Consider the following 16,182-nt stretch of genomic DNA (forward strand, 5'->3'; position numbering starts at 1 on the left):
TCAAGAATCGCACACAAATAAAAAAGCTGTAACCAATTGTTACGGCTTTTTTATTGTGCATCCCCTCTTCTCTTTGCTACTTAAATGCATTTTCTATACTCTTCATGAATACAAGAAGAAAAAAGTAAATCACATATAGAGCTCTATTCTCTTATCTTTGATTATTATTTCTATTTATTTTTTGAAAATGGGAATTTGATGCAAAAAAAGAAAATAACTACAAAATAAATATTTCAACAAAAGTAAAAAAATAACTTTTGATTTGTCCAGCAATGAAAGCTTTATAAAATAGCTCTTTTCAATCATCACCAATAATTATCATTATAAAGACAAAATCTTATCGTTTTAAAATTCTAAGTTTTATTTTTAAGTGATCAATAAATATACTTTTTAGCCAAACACTCTTCAGATACAGAAAACCTCATACAAATTCATTCCGATTAAGCATCCACAAATCACATTTTATTTGGTCATAAAAATATAGTGGTCTATCGACTTTTTTTGAATGAAAAAAAGCTCTTCATCCCCTGTTTATAAACAATCAAATTTCTCTTAAAGAAATCCTTACCAACCATATCACATGGAGCCATTTCCACCCTAAAAAATAATGTTATATAAACAACACAAGGCAAGCTTTACTAAATAAATATTCCTGCACTTTTCTCTATCGCTCAAAGGTCGAAAATTCCTACAAATGCCGCTCTACAGTCTCCCTTCTTAAAATAGACTCCACAGATTACCATCCCCAAAAGATGAAGCTTTTTAACCCACGTTAATCTGTAAACAATCCATCTTCTTGCTTCGCTGCTTTTACTTGCTAATCACTTTAAAGGCCACACTTAAAATAATGGTATTTTACCGTACAATAGAATAGATATTCTAACAATCATTGATTACACTGTTAATACTTAAATAGATGTCTTTTATGCGGAAAAATAAAAGACCTTTTTTGATGATTAAATCCATTTGACTCAAACCAATCTACAAACATCGCTTATTTTGCATTCACAATACATGTTCCCAAAATGTAGACTATCGTTTTCTAAACTTTTAGAATAGCTTACAAATTTTATATTTTCTCAAAAGCCTTTTATGGGTTCTCTAACAAATTAAAGTCTACGACGTTATAATAATTTCAAACTCCCCCTCTTATTAAACGATGCCCCCCTTAATTGTATGATCTATCATGATAGTAGAAGATGATTTTATGTTCTCCAATTTTGAGAACTATAAATTTTTTAATGTGATTAATACTCAAAATCTTAAAGTAAAATATGTCCTTTAAATATATGTCATGCTGTTATCAAAAATTCCTAGTCACTGCAAAAGTGTTTTCGATATGACGCAAAGGAAAAGTATGGCCCCTGTAAGGGTAAGAATAAGCAAACGTAAAGCCAGATGGGTTAGGAGTGTTGTTTGGCAAGGTATTTAATAAAAGGCAGGAACATCTCTCCAATTCATTTCTGGTCTATTAGTGTTTTATGAAATTGTTTGCCTAAAAACGCGCGTGCTTTTTCTATTACTTATAAATCAACATTCAACCCTAAGACAGCCGCATGTTTGAGACACATATTGAAAAACGTATAAGAGCTCTACCAGCTGTTGCTGCTTTTGTATGCCAAATGGAGGCAAGGGTATTGCATATCTTTAGTTGGTGTAATCTCTGAAACGGGCAGACAGACTCATTTAAGAAGAATATAAAGACGTAAAAGAAAAAACCAATCACAAGCCTTACTATCATCTTTTAATTCAGCTTTACGACTTTCAAAAATATCCAAAGCAATGTCTTTTTACATAAGGGAGATTAAGTATTGCCTCACGCTTTTATTTTTCATGTTCTTTAATGGGGGCACATTCATCACGCAAAGTAAAATACCATTAGTTTATACATTCACGGGCTTGTTTTAAAGAAACATTTCCTAACGCCCCCAAGCCCATTTCGCGGCAACGCCCGTAAAGGGTATAATGATGGAGTCCCCATGGCAATAATATAAAATTTCTAACATACTGTTATTTTTATGGTTATGAAGAAGCACGCTGGGCACCATCACACACTTTGCCAACCCTAGAATGTTGCAATAGACTTTGGCACGCAAGACGGTTTATGAAAAGCCATTTTTAGCCCTTTCTTGTACAGTTTTTACCCACATCAGCTCCACTTTTGATGTGCAAGCAAGTGATATTAATTGATTCAATCTGAAAGGATTTTGAATGGAAAAAACATACTATATTCAGAGCAATAATTCAAATTGAAAATTATTATTTATCATTATAAATCAATGTATTATCTACATAATAAAGAACATATAAAATTACGAACTGTCATAATAATCACGCCTTTGTATTGCATTTCAATAATCTACGGATAATAATATTCATATCAAAATTTTTTGTACTCTCTTTGAGAGAGAGTAAGATTTAATAAGAAAAGTTCAATTGAATCATGCATTAAAATGAGAATTTTGATACGAATTTAATGAAAACAACACATAAATACCGTTTTTACACAGAATGTTGTTTAAGTGCTTGTTTTACCTACAAGACTAATGCTGTTTTAAGGCAATAATAATTGTGTTGACCATCTTATGAAAACCAATAAATTTTTTAGAGATAAACCCCTAAGGGTATAAAAAGTACGCGCAACTTGTCTTTCACTTCACTGTTCATAAATCAGTGGATTTTCGGAGATAATACTCAAACATAAATTTTCTTAATCTCAATCACTGCAAGGATTGCTTCTAAAAGAATAAGAAAGAAGACTATACCCTCCTACTTTAGCCTCATGAACCGATTAACTTTTAAAGACGGCGTTCAACCATGAGTTTTTTTAATCTCAGCAATCGCCTTCGCCGGATTTAACCCCTTTGGACAAGTTTGTGCACAATTCATAGATAGTATGACAACGATAAAGGCGAAAAGGATCCTCTAAATTATCAAGACGTTCACCACACATCTCATCACGTGAATCCACAATCCAGCGATAAGCTTGAAGTAAAACAGCGGAGCCCAAAGTGTGATCACCATTCCCCCAATAACTGGGACATGATGTTTGGCAACAGGCACACAAAATACATTCATGAAGACTGTCTATTTTGAGGAAAAGAATAAGAAAGAATCCCATACCCTCCTACTTTAGCCTCATGAACCGATTAACTTTTAAAGACGGCGTTCAACCATGAGTTTTTTAATCTCAGCAATCGCCTTCGCCGGATTTAACCCCTTTGGACAAGTTTGTGCACAATTCATAATCGTATGACAACGATAAAGGCGAAAAGGATCCTCTAAATTATCAAGACGTTCACCACACATCTCATCACGTGAATCCGCAATCCAGCGATAAGCTTGAAGCAAAACAGCGGGGCCCAAATAACGATCACCATTCCACCAATAACTGGGACATGACGTTTGGCAACAGGCACACAAAATACATTCATAAAGACCATCAATTTTTTGACGATCGTAGTGACTTTGTAACCACTCTTTCGCAGGTTCAGGAGACACTGTCTGCAACCAAGGTTCAATGACTCGATGTTGTGCATAAAAGCGCTTTAAATCAGGAACCAAATCTTTCACAACCGGCATAGAGGGTAAAGGATAGACCTTAATGGGATGTTTGACATCATCCATCCCTTTGGTACAAGCCAATGTATTGCTTCCATCAATATTCATCGCACAAGAACCACAGATGCCTTCACGGCAAGATCGACGAAGCGTCAAAGTCGGATCAATATGGTTTTTAATAAACAAAAGCCCATCAAGAATCATCGGACCACAAGCAGAACGATCCACATAATAGGTATCTAGATGAGGATTTTCCTCATCATCAGGCGACCAACGATACACGTGAAATTCTGTCAGTTTTGTCGCACCTTCAGGTTTAGGCCAAACCTTTCCCTGTTTGACTTGAGAGTTTTTGGGAAGCTTAATTTGTACCATATTTCATTCTCCCCTTAATAAACCCGTTTTTTAGGTGCAATGCGCTTTAAATCGATTCCACCATCAGCTTCAGCTGTTAATGGATCCACATGAACAGGTCGATAAGACAAAGCCACCTTACCCTCTTTGGACAAATGTGAAATTGTATGTTTTCGCCAATTTTTATCATCACGCTCTGGATAATCTTCACGAGCATGAGCACCGCGGCTTTCTAAACGTGCTTCTGCAGAATAAACAGTCATAATTGCATTCGCCATGAGATTTTGAAGCTCTAATGTTTCCACCAAATCAGAATTCCATATCAGAGAGCGATCTGTGACTTTTAGATCAGACAATTCTCCCCAGATTTTATTCATCCGTTGACATCCCTGTTGCAAAGAATCTTCTGTACGGAAGACCGCCGCATCTTCTTGCATTGTACGTTGCATTTTTTCACGCAATAGCGCTGTTGGGATTGCCCCTTGTGCAAAACGTAAACGATCAAAACGCGCCATAATTTCGTCAACAGCTTCTTCGTTCAACGGTGGAATTTCTGCATTCCGATCAATAACTTCACCCGCACGAATGGCAGCAGCACGCCCAAACACCACAAGATCAATCAATGAATTTGATCCCAAGCGGTTAGCACCATGAACAGAAGCACATCCCGCTTCACCCACTGCCATCAGCCCTGGTTGAATACGATCAGGAGAATCAGCTGTTGGATTGAGAACTTCCCCGTAATAGTTGGTCGGAATCCCACCCATGTTATAATGAACCGTTGGCAAGATGGGGATTGGCTCTTTTGTCACATCTACCCCTGCAAAGATTCGCGCTGATTCTGAAATCCCCGGTAAACGTTCATGCAAAATCGCAGGATCAATATGATTGAGAACCAAATGAATATGATCCTTTTTTGGTCCAACACCACGCCCTTCACGAATTTCAAGTGTAATACAACGCGAAACCAAATCGCGTGAAGCTAAATCCTTAAAAGAAGGTGCATAGCGCTCCATAAAGCGTTCACCTTCAGAATTAATTAAATAGCCTCCCTCACCCCGAGCTCCCTCTGTAATAAGACAGCCAGAACCATAGATTCCAGTGGGATGAAATTGCACAAATTCCATATCTTGGAGGGGCAATCCAGCCCGTGCGATCATTCCACCACCATCACCCGTACAGGTGTGAGCTGATGTCGCGGAAAAATAAGCACGTCCATAACCACCGGTTGCTAAAACAACCATTTTAGCAGAGAAGCGATGTATTGTACCATCATCGAGATTCCACGCCACCACACCGGTACACACTCCATCGGTCATGATAAGATCAAGTGCAAAATATTCAATAAAAAATTGCGCATTATGCTTTAAGCTTTGTCCATAAAGCGTATGCAAAATGGCATGGCCTGTACGATCAGCAGCTGCACAAGTCCGTTGAACAGGTGGTCCTTCACCAAATTGTGTCGTATGTCCGCCAAAGGGACGTTGATAAATTTTTCCTTCTTGTGTTCGCGAAAAAGGAACGCCATAATGTTCCAATTCATACACAGCAGCAGGAGCATGACGAACCAAATACTCCATTGCATCGGTATCCCCCAACCAATCAGAACCTTTCACAGTATCATATAAATGCCACTGCCAATTATCAGGTCCCATATTCGAAAGCGACGCAGCAATCCCACCTTGTGCTGCTACTGTATGTGAACGCGTTGGAAAAACCTTCGTAATACAAGCTGTTTTTAATCCTTGTTCTGCCATACCCAATGTTGCACGCAAACCTGCACCACCGGCCCCAACAACAACAACATCAAATTTATGATCTACAGTGCGATAAGGGGCGTTACCTGCTTTAGCACCCAAAGATGATCTTGTACCCGCCATATTTGTCTAACCCCCTAATGCAATTTTCAAAAGAGCAAAAATAATGACACCACCTATGAAAAAACAAAATAAAATATTTAATGATAAAAAGAGTAACCGTAAACCTTCGCGTGGAATATAATCTTCAATGACGACCTGCATACCAAGCTTCATATGATAAAGGACAGAAAGAGCCATCAATCCCATCAAAATAGCAATAGCAGGATGAGCAAGCCGTGCACGCACTACATCATAATCCTTGCCCACAAGCGAAAGAATAAGAACAATGAAAAAGATTAAAAGCGGCAGATTGATAAACCCTGTCAAACGCTGTAGCCAAAAATGCTCTGTCCCTTCATGAGCACTCCCACGCCCTCGTACTTTTGCAAGTTCCGTTCGAAAATCTTCTTTCATATCTCTTTTCACCCCCAGCTAAACAACGCTATATCCAATAATCCAAATTACAAAAGTAACAACAAGAGAAATAAACACCGTCACCCAAGCGATAACTGTTGCCTTTTCTTTTGCCAAAAGACAAGGCATCATATCCCAAACCATGTGACGAATTCCACCAACCATATGATGAACACCTGCTAAAGTATAAAGAAACAAGATACACAACCCAAACCACGAACCATAAATCCCGTGGACTATTCTGAAAGTCTCTTCCCCACATGCAATAGCAGTTAACCAAACAGCAAGAAAGACCATTCCAATATAAAGGCCCACCCCCGTGACACGATGCGCAATGGACATGGCCATAGTAATCGTCCAACGATAAATACTTACATGTGGGGAACGAGGGCGCTCTTTTATCCTAATTGTCTCTGCCATAAAATATCCTGACCTGGTTTTTTTCAACCACAATGAACGAGAAAGTTGGCACAAAACGACCACCTACACTATCTCGTTTTACTTAATTTGGCATCCCAAGATACCAATATTACAGGTCGGTTGTCTCAAATAACGGATTAAAGGTCACGCATAAAAAAACCGATTACTCCACGGATATAATCCGCAAAACTTGTCTTAGCCTAATACACTTTTCTCTTCACGTCAAAGGTCTAACATCTTTTCTCAAATATAAACATACATTTTTTCAGATTATACTTAATACTTTTGAGTCTCCACGAATATGTGCAATGATATCCTGCACTCCACCCACTTATGTAAGAATAAAAAAAAGACAAAATTTGGATAGATTAAACATTTTTATACCTCTCCAAGCCTTTTATAAACCTTTCAAATGATAAAACGAATCATAAAAAAACACAAATAAGCGGCATAAAAGCCGCTTTTTCATAAAATCCAACCGATATAATTTTTTACTCGGCAACTTGCGTTTCAACATCTGCGCTTACAGGAGTTCTTTCCACCTTCTCAACAACTTTTTCAGCTTTTTTTCGATAATCTCTCTTTTCAGCAATACGTGCAGCTTTACCTCTCAAACCACGAAGATAATAGAGCTTTGCTCGACGCACTTTACCACGACGTACCAGCTCAACAGCTTCAATCAAAGGAGAATAAACAGGAAATACCCGCTCTACCCCTTCACCATAAGAAATCTTGCGGACTGTAAAGGTCTCATTCAACCCACCGCCTGAACGTGCAATACAAACCCCTTCATAAGCCTGAACACGTGTCCGCGTTCCTTCTGTCACGCGCACCATGACACGAACCGTATCGCCTGGTTGAAAGGCTGGAAATTGGCGCTTTTCTTCAATTTTTGCACATTGTTCAGCTTCAAGCTGTGCGATAATATTCATTTCTTTTATCCTTCATGTTCTTTATCGAACAGTCAGAGCGCTCAACTCTTACCCAAAAAGCCTTGTATTAAGAAAAGAAACTCTTTAGGTTATGCCTTACACAGGAGCGAATACACCATTCCTTCATTTTAATTCTGGAACTACAGAAAACCTTTTATAAAAAACTCTTTAAAAAAGAGAGCTATGCAATACACTACCTTATCCTATGAATCAAGTTTTCTGACGATTTTTATCATAACGCGCATAAAGATCAGGACGACGTTGCCGTGTTAACAGTTCAGCTTGGCTTTGCCGCCAATCTGCGATCTCTTTGTGATGACCTGAGAGCAAGACAGGGGGAATCTCTCGTCCTTCGAAAAGAGAAGGGCGCGTATATTGGGGATATTCCAGCAAACCATTTTCAAAACTTTCACACTTTGCAGAAGCTTTATTTCCCATCACACCAGGGAGAAGCCGTATAATAGCATCTAAAATAACCAATGCAGCTGTTTCACCCCCTGAAAGAATATAATCACCAATAGAGACTTCTTCTAACTCTCGTGCCTCTATGACTCGCTCATCAACCCCTTCAAAACGTCCACAAACCAAGGTAATGCCCGAATCATAGGCCAAGCAGCGTGCATAAGCTTGGTCAAAAGGCCGCCCACGTGGACTCATCAACAATTTTGGTGAATCCTGTGGACAATGATCAAGTGCAGCTGCCAACACATCCGCCCGCATCACCATACCAGCACCCCCACCAGCGGGTGTATCATCAACGCTATGATGTTTATCCAAAGCAAAATCCCTAATCTGCACTGTCTCCAGTGACCAAATCCCGCGTTTTAAAGCTTGCCCTGCTAAAGAATACCCTAAAAAACCTGGAAACATTTCAGGATAAAGAGTTAAAACGCGCACCTGAAATTTCATTTTTATTTTCTCATCCTCATTTTATTCAACAAACTCTTGTTAATTATTCAACAAACTTTTTTAAGTCAAAATGGCACAAATTAAATCAATGTAACGCCATAGCGTTAATTAGAATCTTCTTTTATCTGTGTCATATTCAACACAATCCTTCTCTTAACTGGCACTTTGAAAAAGATCCTAAAAATTCAGGAATATTTCGAGATAAAATGCTATAATATCTACTCAAAAGTGTCTTCTTAATATTTTCATACCTTCCACTTTTTATTGACGAAATTCACCGGTTATTTTTTTACTTTCACCTTTATTTTTTGATGTTTAAGCTATTTCCTTGATTTATATTTATTCACTTTCTCCCCCATTGCTAAGACCAGCAGCTCGGGGATCAACAACAAGAAAGCCAGAATCCATACAAATTTCTGGTACCGCTGCCTTACTAAAGGGAATAAGCACCTTTTTTCCCATATTCAAACGTATTTCAAGCAAATCACCAGCTCCGAAATTAAAAAAAGCACACACTTCACCTAAGATTGTGCCTCCACAGTCTTGAACGCGCAACCCTATTAAATCGACTTGATAAAATTCATCCTCACCCAAATCATCAATCAATTGATCACGCCTCACATAAAGACGAATCCCTTTTAAAGATTCAGCAACATTCCGATTATCGACCCCTTTAAAACGTACAATTGCCTTATTTTTTTGTATACGAAGAGTTACAATTTCATAAGAACGCCCCATATCATCATAAAGAGTCCCATAAAATTTAAAACGCTGTGGCTCAGCACCTAAAATTTTAACAAAAACATCTCCTTTTATACCATGAGGCATACCAATAATGGCAAGATAGACTTTATTTTTAAGCTTTTCTTTATTATATTTCATCCAAAAACATTATCTCTCAAAAGTGAACCCTCAATCTTAATAATTTCTATTTAATCTTGTTGCCATATTGAGACAATCTTCTCAAAAGAGCTTTCTTGGTAACAAAAACAAATTAATATAAGGAGAAAGTCTTATGGCAAATATTATGCTATTTTACAAAGATATCACCCCAATCAACAAAGTTTCCCATAAAAATTTAAAATTTGCACCGCCAAGTGATATGTCTTTTGCCCAAAATACGCACTGGGTTCCTTTAGCAAGTACTGAATATTTTCAAGCAGCACTAGACTATCCTATTTTGTTTATGTGCGCTGAAGATGAACAAAAAAAACGGCACTATACATCGGCTGCTCTTGTTGGTCTTTCTAACGACGAAAACGACTATATTGCCTCTGATAAAAGTTGGAAAACCAATACTTATATTCCAGCTTTTGTTCGTCGTTATCCTTTTGTTTTGGCTCAAATTAGCAATGAAAAAGAGCTTTCTGTTTGCTTTGACCAAAAATCTGGGATGTTTAATGAAGTCGCAGGAACAGAGCTTTTTAATTCCGATGGCTCTATTTCTCCTTTTATGGAAGAACGTATTCGTTTTCTTGAAAGCTTTAAAATCGCTATGGAGAAAACCTCTGAATTTATTGATACTCTTGAGGAAATGGACCTTCTCAGCCAAAAATCAATCAATGTGAAAAATGATAAAGGTCTCTCAGCACAATTGGAAAATTTTTGGGTTGTTGACGAAGAAAAATTAAATAAATTATCAGCAAGCCAGCTTGCCAAACTTCATAAAAATGGCTTTTTAGGACTAATTTTTGCGCACTTAATGTCAACGCATAATCTTTTAAAAATCCTCTCTCTCAAAGGAGAAAAACAACTTATCAGCCATGAAGAGAAACCGGAAAACAAAAATGGGCGTGCTGATGATGAAAAATCTAAAAAGAAAGAAACCCTCAACTAGATGATGCCCATTAAAAACGACAAGAGAAAAGATGAAAATAACCCTCTCATTCCAGCCGATCATGCGGTTTTAACCGCAAGGAAAAGCTGGTTAGAGTGTCTCGTGAAAACACGTCGTATGTCCGCACAAACAGCGCAAGCCTATGAACGTGATACGCGGCAATTTTTATCTTTTCTCTGTCAACATTTAGGTCATGCACCAACTCTCACCGATCTTTCTCAATTACACGTCAGCGATTTACGGGCTTATCTTGCATTTCGACGGACCAACAATGTTAGTGCTCGCTCTTTAAGCCGTGGGATAGCAGGCATCCGTTCTTTTTTCAAATATCTATCGCGCGAAGGAATCGTCAATATTCCCGCTGCTCAACTTATTCGAAGTCCCAAACATTCAAAATTGCTTCCAAAACCTTTAGCCATAAATTCAGCACTCAACATCGTTAAACAAGAAAATCAGCTGGAAACTGAACCTTGGATTACCGCGCGTAATACTGCTGTCCTCATGCTTCTCTATGGCTGTGGAATGCGCATATCAGAAGCCTTAAGCCTTACACCAGAGCAATTTTCTGATCCTAGGAAAACAAGTTTATTCATAACAGGAAAAGGAGGCAAAACACGCCTTGTTCCTCTCATCAAAATTGTTTACGAAGCTGTACAAAATTATCTCAAATGTTGTCCCTATCCTTTGAAAGATAACCAACCTATATTTCGCGGTGCGCGAGGGGGACCGCTACAACCTGCCATTATTCAGAAAGCTGTACGTAATTTACGTGCAAGTCTTGGTTTACCAGAAACAGCCACCCCCCATACACTGCGCCATTCTTTTGCTACCCATCTTTTATCACGAGGGGGAGATCTGCGAACGATTCAAGAACTTCTTGGGCACGCGAGTCTTTCTACCACACAAACCTATACCCATGTCGATACAGACCATCTGTTGAAAATTTACCAAAAAGCCCATCCGCGTTCTTAAAAAGACCTCATCAAAAATTAATTTTTTCAATTTCAAAAACCAAAACACGAATACAAGTTGCGAGCTCTTCTTGTGAAATTTTATCAATCACTCGCTCTATTTCTATATGCAATGATAATCTGAAAAAATACAAATATTTGATTTATAATGATAATGTAGCATTCTTCAACTTGAATATCGTAATATTTTCTCATTTCAACTCTGTGTATAGTCAAACAATCAAAAGCTTTGTTACACATCACAAGCGTAAGCTAGCGTGGTGTAAAAACTGAACAAAAAAGGCATGCTTTTTATGAAACATCTTAAGTGCTAAGAATCGCACAATAGCGGTGAGCTTAAAAAGTGTGTTATCGCGCTTACTTGCTCTTTTCTAAGGCGTAAAGATGGGGATGCCCAACATCAATAGATTTTATACATTTCATGAAAGCTCACTATTATACCATCCACATTCATGGGAAGTTATCGCGAAATGGGTGTGACAAGCATTGAGAAGTATTTCTTTTAAAAAATTCTTTTTAAGAGAAAAATTAAATCCTTTCAACTTCAAGTGCTAAAGCATGAACACAGGTCGCTAACTCTTCTTGCAAAACTTGATAAATGGCTCGATGTATTTCTATGCGTGTCATATTGGAAAAAGAAGAAGATAAAATTTTCACGCGAAAATGTGTTTCTCCTTTACCATCAAAAGCATGCTCATTATGAGGATGTCCCTCATGAAGATGACTCTCGTTAATCACTTCAAGTCTCTGCGGATGAAAAGCATCCTGAAGCTTTCTATTGATTATCGTTTCTATAGACATTTTTCGTTCCTTAACAAAATGAACGTGCTGGGATACACCTTTTCGTAACCATATTTAAGTGTGAAAGTAAATTTTTCAAAAGTCAATTCTTGTAAAATTAATCAATTTTGCATAAACCATAGAGTATGACCATAACATCTAAATTATTCGATTCAATTCGCATAAGCTCAAATAAAAAGCAACAGACTGAGCCAGAAGTGCAACAGTGTCAGTGGGAAGGTTGTGAAAAGGCAGGAACCCATAAAGCACCAGCAGGTCGAAATCACGAAGGACAATATCTCCATTTTTGTATTGAGCACGTTCGTGCTTATAATAAAAATTTTAATTACTTCTCAGGTCTTAGCAATCAAGATATCGCAAAGTTCCAAAAGGATGCTCTTACAGGACATCGCCCAACATGGCCTACAGATCTTAGCAATGGTACATCGAAAAAAACCGCTGCCAATTATGCAAAAATTCGCTCTGGGACAGCAGCCTATCAAAATCGTATGCGCGATCCCTTCACGCTTTTGAACGGACGGCATAGCAATAATTTCTCGCGAAAATTAAAGCCCTTAGAAGCCAAAGCTTTTGATACACTAGGACTAAAAGCAAATGCTTCAGCAGAAGATATCAAAATGAAATATAAAGAGTTGGTAAAAAAGCACCATCCAGATTCCAATGGTGGGAATCGTGCTTCAGAAGAGCGCTTTCGCGATGTTTTGCATGCTTATAATTTGCTCAAAAAATCTGGTCTGTGCTAAAACACGGGCTGATGTGAACCCATTTTCATTGCGACCATCACTCTTTACATAAAACATTGTTTTTTTCGCAAACGTTGTAAATTACGTGAAAAAAGATCTTCCCTCATCTCTAAGGCTCGCATTATAGAGCATTGCATAAATGCTCCAACTCTTGTATCGTTTTCTCATGAAATAAATTCCTTTCCCTGCCAGAAGCACAATGACAAATCTTAACCTTGAAAATTTGCCCGATATTACACTTTGCGCGCGTGATCTGTTTCATATTGAAACAGATATAAAAGTCCCTGCTTTTAGCACCAAAAGCCCTCATGTTCCTGATATTGATCCCGATTATCTTTTTGATCCGCAAACAACTTTAGCGATTCTTGCAGGTTTTAAATTTAACCGTCGTGTCATGGTTTCCGGTTATCATGGTACAGGCAAATCAACGCATATTGAACAAGTTGCTGCCCGCCTCAACTGGCCTTGTCTTCGCATTAATCTCGACAGCCATGTAAGCCGTATCGATCTTGTAGGAAAAGATGCAATCGTTTTAAAAGATGGCTTACAAATTACTGAATTTAAAGAGGGCATTTTGCCATGGGCTTATCAAAATAATATTGCTCTTGTTTTCGACGAATATGATGCGGGGCGTCCTGATGTTATGTTTGTCATCCAACGTATTCTTGAAACCTCTGGCAAACTCAGCTTACTTGATCAAAGCCGCGTGATCTCTCCTCATCCCGCCTTTCGTCTTTTTGCAACAGCCAATACCATTGGTCTTGGCGATACAACAGGGCTCTATCATGGTACCCAACAAATCAATCAAGCCCAAATGGACCGCTGGTCTATTGTAACAATACTTAATTATTTACCCCATGATAAAGAGGTTGATATCGTTTGTTCAAAGGTCAAATTCTTTCAAACAGCTGAGGGAAAAAAGACGATTTCACAAATGGTTCATGTTGCTGATATGGTCCGCCAAGCTTTTATCAATGGAGATCTTTCAACAGTCATGAGCCCGCGAACTGTCATTACTTGGGCAGAAAATATCACAATTTTTCAAGATATCGGCTTTGCTTTTCGATTAACCTTTCTCAATAAATGTGATGAACTCGAACGTGCCACTGTCGCAGAATTTTATCAACGCGCTTTTGGACAAGAGCTTCCCGAATCACTCATGCAGGATGTCTTGTCTTAAAGGAATATGTCGATTATGGCTATCGCCTCTGACGATAACAGCAAAAACCAAACAAAAAATCTTTCCCCCAATACGCTTGATAATGAAACTTTTAAGAAAGCGCTTTCTACTTGTATGCGTGCAATTGCTGGTACATCTCACCTAGAAGTTTCCTTTAGTTTCAACAGGCCATCTTTGAGCGAAAATTGTGCACGTTTACCAGAATTACCACAACACGCCACGCATAAAGATATCACCATTACCCGTGGATTAGGTGATTCCATGGCTCTGCGTAAAGCATGGCATGATAACCGCATTCACATGCAATTTTCTCCAATAGAATCAGAAGCACGCGCTATCTTTGATGCCCTTGAACAAACACGTGTTGAAGCAATCGGGTCTTTAGCCATGGAGGGACTTGCAAAAAACCTTGATGTCATGCTCGCTGATAAATACAAAAGAGCTCATTATGAAAAGATCAGCAATCAAAATGAAGCCCCAATCCAAGAAGCGATTGCCCTTTTATTGCGTGAAAAAATAACAAAGCGCACAGCCCCAAAAGAAGCAGGTCCCGTCTTAGAATTGTGGCGTCAAGAACTCGAACAAAAAGCCGCAACACAGCTCAATGAACTCACGCACCATATTTACAACCAACAAGCTTTTGCACAAATAGTTCGCCAAATGCTTGCTACCCTTAAAATGACCGTGCAACAAGATGAAACTTCTGACAGTGAAAACAATAAAAAATTAAAAAACGAATCTGAACCGTACGATCAAACAGAAGAAGAAAATAAAAATAAAAAACACGCTCAAAGTGAAGAACAAACCAATACTGAACAAGAAAGTGATGTACAAGACGAAGGAAAAACACAAGCAACACAAACAAACGACCATGATCAAGCTGACGGCGAGCAAAAAAATGACCCTTGGCAAGAAAAGCCAAGCAAACCAAAACGTCTTTTTTCCGATTCAGAACAAATGGAAAGACTTGGCAATTATAAAATATTCACCCGTCAATTTGATCAGATTTTGGAAGCAACTGATTTTTGTTCTGAAAATGAATTAGATCACTTGCGCCGTTATCTTGATAAGCAAATTAATCATCTTCAAAACATTGTTGGACGTTTAGCCAACCGTCTTCAACGCCGCCTTATGGCACAACAAAATCGCAACTGGCACTTTGACCTTGAAGAAGGATATCTCGATACAGCAAGGCTTCCACGCCTGATTATTGATCCCATGCAACCCCTTTCTTTTAAAATGGAAAGCAACACTCAATTTCGAGATACTGTTGTTTCACTCCTCATTGATAATTCTGGTTCAATGCGTGGACGCCCCATTAGCGTTGCCGCAAGTTGTGCCGATATTTTGACACAAACGCTTGAGCGTTGTGGTGTCAAAGTTGAAATTTTAGGTTTTACCACCAAAACTTGGAAAGGGGGTAAATCACGTGAAAAATGGCTCGAGCAACATAAGCCTCCTCATCCTGGACGCCTGAATGATTTGTGTCATATCATCTATAAAAGTGCCGATACCCCATGGCGTCGCGCACGCCGCAATCTAGGTTTGATGATGCAAGAAGGCTTATTAAAAGAAAATATCGATGGAGAAGCTTTAATTTGGGCACATCAACGCCTTTTATCACGACGTGAACAACGCCGCATTCTCATGGTGATTTCTGATGGCGCCCCTGTTGACGACTCAACACTCTCAGTCAACACCAGCAATTATCTAGAAAAACATTTACGCGCAGTGATTCAAGAAATTCAAACACATTCCCCCATTGAACTCATTGCCATTGGAATTGGTCATGATGTCACCCGTTATTATCAACGTGCTGTAACAATTATGAATGCCGAAGAGCTTGCAAACGCTATAACAAAACAACTAGAAACACTTTTTAGTGATAAAATACCTAAACTTTATAAAAAATAAAACACACCTTCAATCAGCAACACAGCCAATACAGCAATACATTGATTTATAATGATATATCTAGCGTTATCCAATTTGCATGAGAACCCTAAATACCGTACGATTCTCTCATTTCAAATCTCTCTATATTGAATCAATCAAACAAAATCATATCTCTTGCGCTTTACAAGCCCGATTAGCGTGCAGATAAAAGCTGTACAAGAAAAACATACCTCTTTTGAACCATCTCAAATGCCAAGAGCTGGTCTGCAATATTGAGGAACGAGCAAAGTTGTGTGATAGTGTCC

General features: G+C 38.4%; 13 protein-coding genes and 2 pseudogenes. 5 read left to right on the plus strand and 10 right to left on the minus strand.

The annotated features are described in order from the left end of the window. Positions 1–1,431: 1,431 nt before the first annotated feature. The 9 genes and pseudogenes from AC6ER9_RS03530 to rimM form a co-directional block, all read right to left on the minus strand. Positions 1,432–1,974 (minus strand): annotated as a pseudogene (locus tag AC6ER9_RS03530) (integrase); the annotation flags it as partial. A gap of 824 nt (positions 1,975–2,798) precedes the next feature. Beyond that, positions 2,799–3,094, minus strand: a pseudogene (locus AC6ER9_RS03535) (4Fe-4S dicluster domain-containing protein); the annotation flags it as partial. 62 nt (positions 3,095–3,156) lie between these two features. Continuing rightward, positions 3,157–3,936 carry a succinate dehydrogenase iron-sulfur subunit gene (locus AC6ER9_RS03540; protein ID WP_497075011.1) on the minus strand — a complete coding sequence of 260 codons (780 nt, stop codon included), beginning with the start codon at positions 3,934–3,936 and terminating at the stop codon, positions 3,157–3,159. Between the two features lie 14 nt (positions 3,937–3,950). After that, complete coding sequence (gene sdhA, locus AC6ER9_RS03545; RefSeq protein ID WP_497075012.1) at positions 3,951–5,795, minus strand: succinate dehydrogenase flavoprotein subunit; 1,845 nt, start codon at positions 5,793–5,795, stop codon at positions 3,951–3,953. A 6-nt stretch (positions 5,796–5,801) separates the two neighbouring features. Then, entirely contained in the window at positions 5,802–6,188 is a 387-nt protein-coding gene (gene sdhD, locus AC6ER9_RS03550) for a succinate dehydrogenase, hydrophobic membrane anchor protein (protein ID WP_497075013.1), read from the minus strand. Positions 6,189–6,206: 18 nt separating this feature from the next. Next, the gene (sdhC, locus tag AC6ER9_RS03555) at positions 6,207–6,608 is read right to left on the minus strand and encodes a succinate dehydrogenase, cytochrome b556 subunit (RefSeq protein WP_497075014.1); all 402 of its coding nucleotides are present in this window, start codon (positions 6,606–6,608) and stop codon (positions 6,207–6,209) included. Positions 6,609–7,099: 491 nt separating this feature from the next. After that, positions 7,100–7,540, minus strand: a complete 441-nt coding sequence (rplS, locus tag AC6ER9_RS03560; protein WP_497075015.1) for a 50S ribosomal protein L19 — start codon at positions 7,538–7,540, stop codon at positions 7,100–7,102. A 210-nt stretch (positions 7,541–7,750) separates the two neighbouring features. Beyond that, positions 7,751–8,449 carry a tRNA (guanosine(37)-N1)-methyltransferase TrmD gene (gene trmD, locus AC6ER9_RS03565; RefSeq protein ID WP_497075016.1) on the minus strand — a complete coding sequence of 233 codons (699 nt, stop codon included), beginning with the start codon at positions 8,447–8,449 and terminating at the stop codon, positions 7,751–7,753. Between the two features lie 339 nt (positions 8,450–8,788). Then, positions 8,789–9,331: a ribosome maturation factor RimM gene (gene rimM, locus AC6ER9_RS03570; RefSeq protein WP_497075017.1), complete on the minus strand. Its 543-nt coding sequence runs from the start codon at positions 9,329–9,331 to the stop codon at positions 8,789–8,791. Positions 9,332–9,464: 133 nt separating this feature from the next. Here rimM and AC6ER9_RS03575 point away from each other — a divergent pair, with 133 nt between their 5' ends. After that, the gene (locus AC6ER9_RS03575; RefSeq protein ID WP_497075018.1) at positions 9,465–10,286 is read left to right on the plus strand and encodes a SapC family protein; all 822 of its coding nucleotides are present in this window, start codon (positions 9,465–9,467) and stop codon (positions 10,284–10,286) included. 3 nt (positions 10,287–10,289) lie between these two features. Further along, entirely contained in the window at positions 10,290–11,258 is a 969-nt protein-coding gene (locus tag AC6ER9_RS03580) for a tyrosine recombinase XerC (protein ID WP_497075265.1), read from the plus strand. Between the two features lie 527 nt (positions 11,259–11,785). Here AC6ER9_RS03580 and AC6ER9_RS03585 read toward each other — a convergent pair. Next, complete coding sequence (locus tag AC6ER9_RS03585; RefSeq protein WP_497075019.1) at positions 11,786–12,058, minus strand: BolA family protein; 273 nt, start codon at positions 12,056–12,058, stop codon at positions 11,786–11,788. 125 nt (positions 12,059–12,183) lie between these two features. Between AC6ER9_RS03585 and AC6ER9_RS03590 the strand changes: the two genes are divergently transcribed. From AC6ER9_RS03590 to cobT, 3 genes are all read left to right on the plus strand, one after another. Continuing rightward, positions 12,184–12,801 (plus strand): J domain-containing protein, encoded by a 618-nt coding sequence (locus tag AC6ER9_RS03590; RefSeq protein WP_497075020.1) that lies wholly within the window; start codon positions 12,184–12,186, stop codon positions 12,799–12,801. A gap of 199 nt (positions 12,802–13,000) precedes the next feature. Next, positions 13,001–13,981 (plus strand): cobaltochelatase subunit CobS, encoded by a 981-nt coding sequence (gene cobS / locus AC6ER9_RS03595; protein WP_497075021.1) that lies wholly within the window; start codon positions 13,001–13,003, stop codon positions 13,979–13,981. Between the two features lie 15 nt (positions 13,982–13,996). Then, positions 13,997–15,895 carry a cobaltochelatase subunit CobT gene (gene cobT, locus AC6ER9_RS03600; protein WP_497075022.1) on the plus strand — a complete coding sequence of 633 codons (1,899 nt, stop codon included), beginning with the start codon at positions 13,997–13,999 and terminating at the stop codon, positions 15,893–15,895. The last annotated feature ends 287 nt before the right edge of the window (positions 15,896–16,182 follow it).

It is taken from the genome of Bartonella sp. SL317 (assembly GCF_059687655.1).